We start from the raw sequence: 11,477 nt of genomic DNA on the forward strand, positions 1-11,477 counted from the left end.
ATTCCGTGCCATGCTAACAGGGTTTTGGCGGCATTCATGTCAGGAGAGAAAAGTGGAGTAAAAAGTGAAGGAAATCAAACAGGAGCGGATCGGACCAGTTTTCCCGGATATGCCGTCCAGCACCGCGATTTGAACAAGGTTTGACTTGCTTCGCCGAAAGCGCTGCGCTAACCCTCGCCGCGTTGCAGCATAGAGCCTCCTTAAAACGGTTCAGTGGTTAAACTGTCACGCTTCCGCAAGTGGGTCCGGTGCTGTAATCAGAGTGGATTGGCCGCCAACGGAAACTGCAGCATGAACGCACTTTTAGGTTCGTACCTGCCCATCGTCCTGTTCATCGGCGTGGCGCTGATCGTCGGGCTGGCGCTGCTCGCCGCACCCTTCCTGGTGGCCTATCGCAACCCCGATCCGGAAAAGCTTTCGGCCTATGAGTGCGGCTTCAACTCGTTCGATGACGCCCGCATGAAATTCGACATCCGCTTCTACCTGGTGTCGATCCTGTTCATCATCTTCGATCTGGAGGTGGCCTTCCTGTTTCCGTGGGCGGTGTCGTTCAGCCAGATCGGCATGCTCGGTTTCTGGTCGATGATGGTGTTTTTGGCGGTGCTGACCATCGGCTTTGCCTATGAATGGAAAAAAGGAGCGCTGGAATGGGATTGAACGACAGTTCCGGCACGCTCGTCGCGCCGAAGCCCAAGGGCCTCATCGATCCCAACACCGGCAGGCCGGTCGGGTCCGACGATCCATTCTTCCTGGAGATCAACAACGAGCTCGCCGACAAGGGCTTTCTCGTCACCTCGACCGAGGCGCTGATCACCTGGGCGCGCAGCGGCTCGTTGATGTTCATGACCTTCGGTCTCGCTTGCTGCGCCGTCGAGATGATCCATACGTCGATGCCGCGCTATGACTCGGAGAGGTTCGGTGTCGCGCCGCGCGCGTCTCCGCGTCAGTCCGACATCATGATCGTTGCCGGCACGCTGACCAACAAGATGGCGCCCGCGCTGCGCAAGGTCTACGATCAGATGCCGGAGCCGCGCTACGTCATCTCGATGGGCTCATGCGCCAATGGCGGCGGCTATTATCATTATTCCTATTCGGTGGTGCGCGGCTGCGACCGCATCGTGCCGGTCGACATCTACGTGCCCGGCTGCCCGCCGAGCGCCGAAGCGCTGCTTTACGGCATCCTTCTGCTGCAGAAGAAGATCCGCCGCACCGGCACGATCGAGCGGTAAATCGCCGTGGATGAAGATGGGATTATTCATGGCAACCCTGAGCCTTGGCTGGATTTGATGTTCAAGACGTCTGAACAGCGATTTGTAAAAACGGACGCCGGTTCGACGTTTTATTCTTCTGCGCTTTTAGCAGATACGAAATTTGGTGCTGCTGGTCTCGGTGTCGACATTCGACTAAATGATTGGGAGGCTGAGCCGACAAGCGACCCACGAATAGTCTTTTATCATGGCGACGTGAGACTGCGTTCGCTTGGCGATCGAACCAAGAACCTGATTGCTGAAATGTCGGCCAAGCTTTCCTCTTCGGCGCCGGGCCAGGGAGCAGTTACCGAAAAGTTGTTTGTGGAGTGCGTTGCCCTGAACGGGGACCCGGCAAACCTCGAAACCCGGCAGTTTGTCGGAAAGCTGTTTTTTGGCGAGCTGGGTGACGATGATGAATGCCAGGTTTTTTTGACCATTGACGCGGCCACGGAGAGCGGTTGGTTCGGTGAGAAAGATCCGGAAGACTCACGCAAGATTCTGGACTGGTTGGCGAGGCTGTCATGACCCAGGCGTTGAATGATCTCTCGACCTATCTCGGCGAGAAACTGGTCGGCCGGATCGGCGAGGCGGTATTCGCCTATGGCGAACTCACCATCCCAGTCGAGCCGCGCGACCTGATCGAGGTGGTCACCTTCCTGCGCGACGATCCGAAATGCCAGTTCATCTCGATCATCGACGTTTGCGGCGCCGATTATCCGTCGCGGGCAAAGCGCTTCGACGTGGTCTATCATTTGCTGTCGCCGAGACAGAATATCCGCGTCCGCATCAAGGTCCAGGCCGACGAAGAGACGCTCGTGCCGTCGATCACCGGGATTTATCCCGGCGCCGACTGGTTCGAGCGCGAGACCTACGATCTCTACGGCGTGCTGTTTTCAGGCCATCCGGATCTGCGGCGGATTCTGACCGATTACGGCTTTGAAGGCCATCCGCTGCGCAAGGACTTTCCGCTGACCGGCTTCGTCGAGGTGCGTTACGACGACGAAGCCAAGCGCGTCATCTACGAGCCGGTCGAGCTCAAACAGGAATTCCGCAATTTCGATTTTCTCAGCCCTTGGGAGGGGACGGATTACGTCCTTCCAGGCGACGAAAAAGCCAAGACGAATTGAGACGCCAAAATGGCTGAGACTTCCGTTCGCAACTTCAATATCAACTTTGGGCCTCAGCACCCTGCTGCCCATGGTGTTTTGCGGTTGGTTCTAGAACTCGACGGCGAAGTCGTCGATCGCGTCGATCCGCATATCGGGCTGTTGCATCGCGGCACGGAAAAGCTGATCGAGCATAAGACTTACCTGCAGGCCGTGCCCTATCTCGACCGGCTCGACTATTGCGCGCCGATGAACCAGGAGCATGCCTTCGCGCTTGCCGCGGAGCGGCTGCTCGGTATCGAGGTGCCGAAGCGGGGGCAGTTGATCCGAGTTCTCTACTCCGAGATCGGCCGCATCATGTCGCACATCCTCAATGTGACGACGCAGGCGATGGATGTCGGCGCGCTGACGCCGCCGCTGTGGGGCTTTGTCGAGCGCGAAAAGCTAATGGTGTTCTATGAGCGCGCCTCGGGCTCGCGCATGCATGCTGCCTATTTCCGCCCCGGGGGCGTGCATCAGGATCTGCCGCAGAAGCTGATCGAGGACATCGGCAAGTGGATCGACCCATTCCTGAAATCGGTCGACGATCTCGACGCGCTTTTGACCGGCAACCGTATCTTCAAGCAGCGCAATGTCGACATTGCCACCGTCTCCTTGGCGGACGCCTGGGCCTGGGGTTTTTCCGGCGTCATGGTGCGCGGCTCGGGCGCGCCGTGGGACCTGCGCAAATCGCAGCCTTACGAATGCTATGCCGAGCTGGATTTCGACATTCCGATCGGCAAGAACGGCGACTGTTTCGACCGTTATCTGGTGCGCATGGAAGAGATGCGGCAGTCGGCAAAAATCATGCGCCAGTGCGTCGACCTGTTGCTCGGCAAGGAAGGCAGCGGACCGGTGTCTAACCTCGACGGCAAGGTGGTGCCGCCAAAGCGCCAGGCGATGAAGCGCTCGATGGAAGCGCTGATCCATCACTTCAAACTCTATACCGAAGGCTACCGCGTGCCGGCCGGCGAGGTCTATGCGGCCGTCGAGGCGCCGAAAGGCGAGTTCGGCGTCTATCTGGTCTCGGACGGCACCAACAAGCCCTACCGCTGCAAGCTGCGCGCGCCAGGCTTTGCACATCTGCAAGCCATGGATTTCCTCTGCCGCGGCCACATGTTGGCCGACGTTACCGCCGTTCTCGGCTCCCTCGACATCGTGTTTGGTGAGGTCGATCGCTAAATGTCAGTCCGCCGTCTCGCAGAAGCCAGCCTCCAGCCAGCCTCCTTCGCCTTCAACCGGGCGAATGCGGCGGCGGCGAAGCAGTGGATCAAGAAATATCCGAAGGGGCGCGAACAGTCCGCGATCATTCCCTTGCTGATGCTGGCGCAGGAACAGGAAGGCTGGGTGACCAAGGCGGCGATCGAGACGATCTCCGACATGCTCGGCATGCCCCGTATCCGTGGGCTCGAAGTCGCGACCTTCTATACGCAGTACCAGCTCAATCCGGTCGGTACCCGCGCGCATATCCAGGTCTGCGGCACCACGCCCTGCATGCTGCGCGGCTCGGAAGCGCTGATGGATGTGTGCCGCTCGAAAATCCATCACGACCAATTCCACACCAACGACAAGGGCACGCTGTCGTGGGAGGAGGTCGAGTGCCTCGGCGCCTGCGTCAACGCACCGATGGTGATGATATTCAAGGACACCTATGAGGATTTGACGCCGGAGCGGCTTGCCGAGATCATCGACCTCTATGACGCCGGCAAAGGTGCTTCGGTGACGCCAGGACCGCAAAACGGCCGCATCACCTCGGAGCCGGCCAGCGGCCTGACGACCCTCAAGAGCGAAAAGGCGATCCTCAAGGCGACCCGCGACCGGGAAACCAGGGCGGCGACCAAGGCCGCCAAGGATGCAGAGCCGGCGGCTGCCGCCGCAGCACCAGTTCCGCCAGCGGCTTCGGCCGCGCCTGCACCGGCGCCGGTTGCGCCCTCGAATGCCAGCAAGCCGAAAACCGATGCGGTCGAGACCAGCCCGGCGCTGAAATCGCCGTCGGCGACGAAAGTCGCGCCTGCGGCGGAAAGGGCGGCGAGCGTCGCAGCGCCTCTGCATTCGGCCGCCAATGCCAACAAGGCCGAACCGCAGGTCGAGGACGTCTCGAAACAGCGCAAGGGCCCAAAGAACAAGGCCGAGCCGGCGTCTGCTTTCAAGGCGCCGGAGGCCAAGGTCAAACCGGCGAAGGCTGCCGCCAAGGCGGCCAAGCCGTCGCCCGGAAACAGGAGCCGGCCGACCGGCAAGAAGCCGGTCTGAGGAACGAGCAATGCTTCAGGACAGAGACCGCATCTTCAACAACATCTACGGCCGCTTCGACAAGTCGCTGGCCGGCGCCATGGCGCGCGGCGCCTGGGACAACACGCCCGGCATCGTTGCCAAGGGGCGCGAGTGGATCGTCAACGAGATGAAGGCATCGGGCCTGCGCGGCCGCGGCGGTGCCGGTTTCCCGACCGGGCTGAAATGGTCGTTCATGCCCAAACAAAGCGACGGCCGGCCGAGCTATCTCGTCGTCAATGCCGACGAGTCCGAGCCCGGTACCTGCAAGGACCGCGACATACTGCGCCACGACCCGCACACGCTGGTCGAAGGCTGCCTGCTTGCCGGCTTCGCCATGGGCGCGGTCGCCGCCTACATCTATGTGCGCGGCGAGTTCATCCGCGAGCGCGAGGCGCTGCAACGCGCCATAGACGAGGCCTATGCGGCCAAGCTGATCGGCAAGAACAACACCTCCGGCTACGATTTCGACATCTACATGCATCATGGCGCCGGCGCCTATATCTGCGGCGAGGAAACGGCGCTGCTCGAAAGCCTCGAGGGCAAGAAGGGCCAGCCGCGGCTGAAGCCGCCATTTCCGGCCAATGTCGGCCTCTATGGCTGCCCGACGACGGTCAACAATGTCGAGTCCATCGCTGTCGCGCCGACCATCCTGCGCCGCGGTGCCGCCTGGTTCTCGTCCTTCGGTCGGCCCAACAATGTCGGCACCAAGCTGTTCTGCATCTCCGGCCACGTCAACAATCCGTGCACCGTCGAAGAGGCGATGTCGATCCCGTTCCGCGAACTGATCGAGACGCATTGCGGCGGCATCCGCGGCGGCTGGGACAATCTGCTGGCGGTCATTCCGGGCGGCGCCTCGGTGCCGCTGGTGCCGGCCGAGCAAATCATCGACGCGCCGATGGATTTCGACGCGCTGCGCGATCTGAAATCGGGCCTCGGCACGGCGGCTGTCATCGTCATGGACAAATCGACCGATATCGTGAAAGCGATCGCGCGGCTTTCCTACTTCTACAAGCACGAAAGCTGCGGTCAGTGCACGCCCTGCCGTGAAGGCACCGGCTGGATGTGGCGGGTGATGGAGCGGCTGGTGCGCGGCGAAGCGCAGAAGCGCGAGATCGACATGCTGCTCGACGTGACGAAGCAGGTCGAGGGCCACACGATCTGTGCGCTGGGCGATGCGGCAGCATGGCCGATCCAGGGCCTGATGCGGCATTTCCGCGGCGAGGTGGAGCGGCGCATCGACGAGTTTTCGCGCAACGCGCACCGCGCCGAACCGGTGCTGGCGGCGGCGGAATAGAAGAATTCAAAAATGCGGGCGAATGCCCGAAACGAGGAAACGAGCGCGGGGCAGACGGAAACGACCAGGAGACCACCTATGTCGCTGTTTTCGACACCCGACGATTTTACGCCCGATATGGACCCGTTCTTGAAGATGAACCAGGATCTGACCAGGATGATGCCGAAGGAGATGGCCAATGCCGTCAATCTCCTGGCGCATCCTGTCGCGGGCGCGGCGGCGATGACGGCACTCGGCATCGGTCTTGCCAACCACGCCTTTGGCATCTGGATGGGCGTGCTTTCGGGCGCGGCCGAAACCTCGCAGCGGCTTTGGCAGCCGGTCGCCGAGGATTTCGAGGCGCGAACGGAACGCGTTTCCGCGACCGGCAAAAGCTCATCGATAAAGGCGCGCGCGGCGACCAAAACCCTGATTGCCGAGGCGCAGTCCTTCGCCAACGATGTGACCGACATTGCGACGAGCACCGCGGCGCGGAGCTTGGCGAATGCGAGCACCGTTGCAGCGGATGCGTCGGCCGGGCTGATGCCGGAAGATTTCAAGCAGCCCAGGCCGATGGATCGGCCAGCCAAGCCCGCCGACCTCAAGGCGATATCGGGCATCGGGCCGAAACTGGAAAAGGTGCTGAACGGCCTTGGCATCTGGACATACGCCCAGATCGCCGCGTGGACGCCGCAAGAGATCGCCTGGGTCGAAGATTACCTGTCGTTGAAGGGCCGCATCGGCCGTGACGGCTGGATCGGTCAGGCGGCCGCGTTGGCCGGGGCCAAAAAGTGAATTCAATATCGTGCGCGGTCTCGGCTGCGCCCGGAAGGAAAGATTGCGGAACGTCCGCAGGGGTTTGAGGCGAAATGGCAAAGCTCAAGGTCGACGGGAAAGAGATCACTGTACCCGACCATTACACGCTGCTGCAGGCGGCCGAGGACGCCGGCGCAGAAGTGCCGCGCTTCTGCTTCCACGAGCGGCTGTCGATCGCCGGCAATTGCCGCATGTGCCTGATTGAGGTGAAAGGCGGCCCGCCCAAGCCGCAGGCGTCCTGCGCCATGGGCGTGCGCGACCTGCGCCCCGGCCCGAACGGCGAGCCGCCGGAAATCTTCACCAACACGCCGATGGTCAAGAAGGCGCGCGAAGGCGTGATGGAATTCCTGCTGATCAACCATCCGCTGGACTGCCCGATCTGCGACCAGGGCGGCGAGTGCGACCTGCAGGACCAGGCGATGGCGTTCGGAGTCGATTCCTCGCGCTACCATGAGAACAAGCGGGCGGTCGAAGACAAGTATATTGGGCCGCTGGTCAAGACGATCATGAACCGCTGCATCCATTGCACGCGCTGCGTCCGCTTCACCACCGAGATTGCCGGCATATCCGAGCTCGGCCTGATCGGCCGCGGCGAGGATGCCGAGATCACCACCTATCTCGAAAGCGCGATGACTTCGGAACTGCAGGGCAATGTCATCGACCTTTGCCCGGTTGGTGCGCTGACCTCCAAACCGTACGCCTTCCAGGCACGGCCGTGGGAACTGACCAAGACCGAATCCATCGACGTGATGGACGCTGTCGGCTCGGCGATCCGAGTCGATAGCCGAGGCCGCGAAGTGATGCGCATCCTGCCGCGTACCAACGAGGCGGTGAACGAGGAGTGGATTTCCGACAAGACCCGCTTCATCTGGGACGGTTTGCGCACGCAGCGCCTCGACCGCCCCTATGTGCGCAAGGACGGCAGACTGGCCCCGGCAAGCTGGGCCGAGGCTTTTGCCGCGATCAAGGAAGCGGTGTCGAATGCGGCACCCGAAAAGATCGGTGCCATTGCCGGCGATCTCGCAGCCGTCGAGGAGATCTACGCGCTGAAGCTTCTGATGGCTTCGCTCGGCTCGAAGAACACCGACTGCCGCCAGGACGGCGCCGCACTCGATCCGTCGCTCGGCCGGGCGAGCTATGTCTTCAACCCGACCATCGAAGGCATCGAACAGGCCGATGCGGTGCTGATCATCGGCGCCAATCCGCGCTTCGAGGCATCCTTGCTCAACGCCCGCATCCGCAAGCGCTGGCGGGCCGGCAATCTGCCGGTCGGCGTCATCGGCGATGTCGGCGATACGCGCTATGATTACGAGCAGGTCGGCGCCGGGCCGGAATCGCTGAAGGATCTGGCCGACGGTAACGGCAAGTTCTTCCAGCTGCTGAAGAAGGCGACGCATCCGCTGATCATCGTCGGCCAGGGTGCGCTGGCGCGTCCGGACGGGGCGGCCGTGCTCGGCCAGGCGGCGAAGCTCGCCGTCGCCGTCAATGCCGCAAGGGCCGACTGGAACGGTTTTGCCGTACTGCACACCGCCGCGGCACGCGTCGGCGGCCTCGATGTCGGCTTCGTGCCGGGCGAGGGCGGCAGGAATGTCGCCGGCATGCTCGGCGAGACCGATGTGCTGTTCCTGCTCGGTGCCGACGAAATCGACATGGCCAAGACCGGCGGCGCTTTCGTCGTCTATATCGGCACGCATGGCGACAAGGGCGCGCATCGCGCCAACGTCATCCTGCCGGGTGCCGCCTATACCGAAAAGTCGGGCACCTTCGTCAACACCGAGGGGCGCGTGCAGCAGACCAACCGTGCCGGCTTCGCGCCCGGCGAAGCACGCGAGGACTGGGCGATCCTTCGGGCACTGTCGGATGTTCTCGGCAAGAAGCTGCCGTTCGATTCGCTGCCGCAATTGCGCGCAAAGCTCTATGCGGAATACCCGCATCTTGCCCGCATCGACCATGTCGCGGCCGGCGACCCGGCCGACATCGCCAGGGTTGCCAAGCTCGGCGGGCGGCTGAACAAGGGCACCTTCACCTCGCCGGTCAAGGATTTCTACCTGACCAACCCGATCGCGCGGGCTTCCGCGGTGATGGCCGAGTGCTCGGCTTTGGCGAAGAACGGCTTCAGGCAGGCGGCGGAGTAGACATGGACACCTTCTTCTCCTTCTACGTGCTGCCGGCGCTGCTGATCCTTTTGAAGTCGGTCGTGCTGATCGTCGTTCTGTTGATCTTCGTCGCCTATGTGCTTTACGCCGACCGCAAGATCTGGGCGGCGGTGCAATTGCGCCGAGGCCCGAATGTCGTTGGCCCATGGGGCACACTGCAGGCCTTCGCCGATCTGCTGAAATTCGTCTTCAAGGAGCCGGTCATCCCGTCCGGCGCCAACAAGGGCGTTTTCCTGCTGGCGCCTTTGGTGTCGGCGGTGCTGGCGATCTCCGCCTGGGCGGTCATACCGGTCAATGAAGGCTGGGCGATCGCCAACGTCAATGTCGGCATCCTCTATGTCTTCGCCATCTCCTCGCTCGAGGTCTATGGCGTCATCATGGGCGGCTGGGCCTCCAATTCGAAATACCCGTTCCTCGGCGCACTGCGCTCGGCGGCGCAGATGGTGTCCTACGAGGTCTCGATCGGCTTCGTCATCGTCACCGTGCTGCTTTGCGTCGGCTCGCTCAACCTGTCCGACATCGTCTTGTCGCAACAGGACGGGCTGGGCACGCGGCTCGGCCTGCCCAACACCTTCCTCGACTGGCATTGGCTGTCGCTGTTCCCGATGTTCATCGTCTTCTTCATCTCGGCGTTGGCCGAGACCAACCGGCCGCCCTTCGACCTTGTGGAAGCCGAATCGGAACTCGTCGCCGGCCATATGGTCGAATATTCCTCGACGCCGTTCCTGTTGTTCTTCCTCGGCGAATATGTCGCCGTCGTCCTGATGTGCGCACTGGCCACCATATTGTTCCTCGGCGGATGGCTGCCGCCCTTCGACTTCGCACCCTTCACCTGGGTGCCGGGGCTCATCTGGTTCGTGCTCAAGGTCTGCCTGGTGTTCTTCATGTTCTCCATGGTGAAGGCGTTCGTGCCGCGCTATCGCTACGACCAGCTGATGCGGCTCGGCTGGAAGGTCTTCCTGCCGATCTCGCTGTTCATGGTGGTCGCCACCGCCGCCTTTCTCAAACTCACCGGGTTTGCCTGATGTCAGCATTATCCCAGGCCGCCAAGTCACTGCTTTTGCAGGATTTCGTCAGCGCTTTCTTCCTGTCGATGCGCCAGTTCTTCGCGCCGAAGGAGACGATCAACTATCCGCATGAAAAGGGGCCGGTCAGCCCGCGCTTCCGCGGCGAACATGCGCTGCGCCGCTATCCGAACGGCGAGGAACGCTGCATCGCCTGCAAACTGTGCGAGGCGATCTGCCCGGCACAGGCCATCACCATCGAAGCCGGCCCACGCCGCAACGACGGCACACGGCGCACCGTGCGCTACGACATCGATATGGTGAAATGCATTTATTGCGGCTTCTGCCAGGAAGCCTGCCCGGTCGACGCCATTGTCGAGGGGCCGAATTTCGAATTCGCGACGGAAACGCGCGAGGAGCTTTATTACGACAAGGACAGGCTCCTGGCCAATGGCGACCGCTGGGAGCGTGAGCTGGCGCGCAACATCTCGCTGGATGCGCCTTACCGCTGATATTTGACGCATGGACGGGGCGAGGGGCCTGGTTTAAGGAACACGCAACTTGCCGACCGGAGGCGGTGGCAAAAAAACAGGACGAACGTCCTGTTCTGACAGGAAACCCGGGGGAACCCATGCTGAGTGGACTAGAGGCGGCCTTTTTCTACCTCTTCGCCTTTGTCGCGGTGGCATCGGCGTTCATGGTCATTTCGGCGCGCAATCCCGTGCATTCGGTGCTGTTCCTGATCCTGACCTTCTTCAACGCCGCCGGCCTGTTCATGCTGACCGGCGCCGAGTTCCTGGCGATGATCCTGCTCGTCGTCTATGTCGGCGCGGTGCTGGTGCTGTTCCTGTTCGTCGTCATGATGCTCGACGTCGACTTCGCCGAAATGAAGGAAGGCGCCCTGCAATATGCACCGATCGGCGCGCTGGTCGGGCTGATCCTGGCGGCGGAGCTGATCGTGGTGCTCGGCGGCTATACATTCGCGCCGAAACTGGCGGCGACGGTCGCGAAACCCATTCCGGACCTGGCCGCGCGGTCGAACACGGCAGCGCTCGGCGACATCCTCTATACGGATTACCTCTATTACTTCCAGGTAGCGGGGCTGGTGCTGCTGGTCGCCATGATCGGCGCCATCGTGCTGACGCTGCGCCACAAGCCGGGCGTCAAGCGGCAGTCGATCGCCGCCCAGGTCGGCCGCACGGCGGCAACCGGAGTGGAAATCCGCAAGGTCAAGACGGGCGAAGGAGTCTGAGATGGTCGTCGGCATCGCGCACTACCTGACCGTATCGGCGATCCTGTTCACGCTCGGCGTGTTCGGCATCTTCCTGAACCGCAGGAACGTCATCGTCATCCTGATGTCGATCGAGCTGATCCTGCTTGCGGTCAACATCAATTTCGTCGCCTTTTCGGCGGCGCTCGGCGATTTGGTCGGCCAGGTGTTCGCACTGTTCGTGCTGACGGTCGCGGCGGCCGAAGCGGCGATCGGCCTTGCCATTCTCGTCGTCTTCTTCCGCAACCGCGGCTCGATCGCGGTCGAAGACGTGAACATGATGAAGGGTTGA

The 11,477-nt window shown here is 62.1% G+C and carries 13 protein-coding genes; all 13 read left to right on the forward strand.

Annotation, left to right across the window (positions count from 1 at the left end; translation table 11 throughout):
• Positions 1–291: 291 nt before the first annotated feature.
• The 13 genes from NKJ28_RS18840 to nuoK all read left to right on the forward strand — a co-directional run bounded on the left by NKJ28_RS18840 (position 292) and on the right by nuoK (position 11,477).
• Positions 292–657, forward strand: a complete 366-nt coding sequence (locus NKJ28_RS18840; protein ID WP_023676631.1) for an NADH-quinone oxidoreductase subunit A — start codon at positions 292–294, stop codon at positions 655–657.
• Positions 648–1,229, forward strand: coding sequence for a NuoB/complex I 20 kDa subunit family protein (locus NKJ28_RS18845; RefSeq protein ID WP_023670824.1), 582 nt, complete (start codon positions 648–650; stop codon positions 1,227–1,229). The genes NKJ28_RS18840 and NKJ28_RS18845 overlap by 10 nt, the downstream gene beginning before the upstream one ends.
• A 6-nt stretch (positions 1,230–1,235) precedes the next feature.
• The gene (locus tag NKJ28_RS18850; protein ID WP_352636685.1) at positions 1,236–1,775 is read left to right on the forward strand and encodes a hypothetical protein; all 540 of its coding nucleotides are present in this window, start codon (positions 1,236–1,238) and stop codon (positions 1,773–1,775) included.
• Positions 1,772–2,377 (forward strand): NADH-quinone oxidoreductase subunit C, encoded by a 606-nt coding sequence (locus tag NKJ28_RS18855; protein WP_352570385.1) that lies wholly within the window; start codon positions 1,772–1,774, stop codon positions 2,375–2,377. Before NKJ28_RS18850 ends, NKJ28_RS18855 begins: the two co-directional genes overlap by 4 nt.
• Positions 2,378–2,386: 9 nt before the next feature.
• Entirely contained in the window at positions 2,387–3,577 is a 1,191-nt protein-coding gene (locus NKJ28_RS18860) for an NADH-quinone oxidoreductase subunit D (protein ID WP_352570384.1), read from the forward strand.
• A complete protein-coding gene (gene nuoE, locus NKJ28_RS18865; RefSeq protein WP_352570383.1) occupies positions 3,578–4,645 on the forward strand; it encodes an NADH-quinone oxidoreductase subunit NuoE in 1,068 nt (355 codons plus the stop codon).
• A gap of 10 nt (positions 4,646–4,655) precedes the next feature.
• Positions 4,656–5,960 carry an NADH-quinone oxidoreductase subunit NuoF gene (gene nuoF / locus NKJ28_RS18870; RefSeq protein WP_023676626.1) on the forward strand — a complete coding sequence of 435 codons (1,305 nt, stop codon included), beginning with the start codon at positions 4,656–4,658 and terminating at the stop codon, positions 5,958–5,960.
• Positions 5,961–6,038: 78 nt separating this feature from the next.
• Complete coding sequence (locus tag NKJ28_RS18875; RefSeq protein ID WP_352636686.1) at positions 6,039–6,734, forward strand: helix-hairpin-helix domain-containing protein; 696 nt, start codon at positions 6,039–6,041, stop codon at positions 6,732–6,734.
• Between the two features lie 74 nt (positions 6,735–6,808).
• The gene (gene nuoG, locus NKJ28_RS18880) at positions 6,809–8,890 is read left to right on the forward strand and encodes an NADH-quinone oxidoreductase subunit NuoG (protein WP_352450012.1); all 2,082 of its coding nucleotides are present in this window, start codon (positions 6,809–6,811) and stop codon (positions 8,888–8,890) included.
• Positions 8,891–8,892: 2 nt separating this feature from the next.
• Positions 8,893–9,936, forward strand: coding sequence for an NADH-quinone oxidoreductase subunit NuoH (gene nuoH / locus NKJ28_RS18885; RefSeq protein ID WP_023676623.1), 1,044 nt, complete (start codon positions 8,893–8,895; stop codon positions 9,934–9,936).
• Positions 9,936–10,427, forward strand: coding sequence for an NADH-quinone oxidoreductase subunit NuoI (gene nuoI / locus NKJ28_RS18890; protein WP_023676622.1), 492 nt, complete (start codon positions 9,936–9,938; stop codon positions 10,425–10,427). Before nuoH ends, nuoI begins: the two co-directional genes overlap by 1 nt.
• 119 nt (positions 10,428–10,546) lie before the next feature.
• Positions 10,547–11,167: an NADH-quinone oxidoreductase subunit J gene (locus NKJ28_RS18895; RefSeq protein WP_023676621.1), complete on the forward strand. Its 621-nt coding sequence runs from the start codon at positions 10,547–10,549 to the stop codon at positions 11,165–11,167.
• A 1-nt stretch (position 11,168) separates the two neighbouring features.
• Positions 11,169–11,477, forward strand: a complete 309-nt coding sequence (nuoK, locus tag NKJ28_RS18900; protein WP_023676620.1) for an NADH-quinone oxidoreductase subunit NuoK — start codon at positions 11,169–11,171, stop codon at positions 11,475–11,477.

It is taken from the genome of Mesorhizobium sp. M0145 (genome assembly GCF_040322355.1).
Classification (GTDB): Bacteria; Pseudomonadota; Alphaproteobacteria; order Rhizobiales; family Rhizobiaceae; genus Mesorhizobium.

What these genes read in the sequence shown, in the direction of transcription:
- NKJ28_RS18840 (WP_023676631.1), top strand. Translation starts at nt 292, where the DNA reads ATGAACGCACTTTTAGGTTCGTACCTGCCCATCGTCCTGTTCATCGGC.
- NKJ28_RS18845 (WP_023670824.1), top strand. Translation starts at nt 648, where the DNA reads ATGGGATTGAACGACAGTTCCGGCACGCTCGTCGCGCCGAAGCCCAAG.
- NKJ28_RS18855 (WP_352570385.1), top strand. Translation starts at nt 1,772, where the DNA reads ATGACCCAGGCGTTGAATGATCTCTCGACCTATCTCGGCGAGAAACTG.
- NKJ28_RS18860 (WP_352570384.1), top strand. Translation starts at nt 2,387, where the DNA reads ATGGCTGAGACTTCCGTTCGCAACTTCAATATCAACTTTGGGCCTCAG.
- nuoE (WP_352570383.1), top strand. Translation starts at nt 3,578, where the DNA reads ATGTCAGTCCGCCGTCTCGCAGAAGCCAGCCTCCAGCCAGCCTCCTTC.
- nuoF (WP_023676626.1), top strand. Translation starts at nt 4,656, where the DNA reads ATGCTTCAGGACAGAGACCGCATCTTCAACAACATCTACGGCCGCTTC.
- NKJ28_RS18875 (WP_352636686.1), top strand. Translation starts at nt 6,039, where the DNA reads ATGTCGCTGTTTTCGACACCCGACGATTTTACGCCCGATATGGACCCG.
- nuoG (WP_352450012.1), top strand. Translation starts at nt 6,809, where the DNA reads ATGGCAAAGCTCAAGGTCGACGGGAAAGAGATCACTGTACCCGACCAT.
- nuoH (WP_023676623.1), top strand. Translation starts at nt 8,893, where the DNA reads ATGGACACCTTCTTCTCCTTCTACGTGCTGCCGGCGCTGCTGATCCTT.
- nuoI (WP_023676622.1), top strand. Translation starts at nt 9,936, where the DNA reads ATGTCAGCATTATCCCAGGCCGCCAAGTCACTGCTTTTGCAGGATTTC.
- NKJ28_RS18895 (WP_023676621.1), top strand. Translation starts at nt 10,547, where the DNA reads ATGCTGAGTGGACTAGAGGCGGCCTTTTTCTACCTCTTCGCCTTTGTC.
- nuoK (WP_023676620.1), top strand. Translation starts at nt 11,169, where the DNA reads ATGGTCGTCGGCATCGCGCACTACCTGACCGTATCGGCGATCCTGTTC.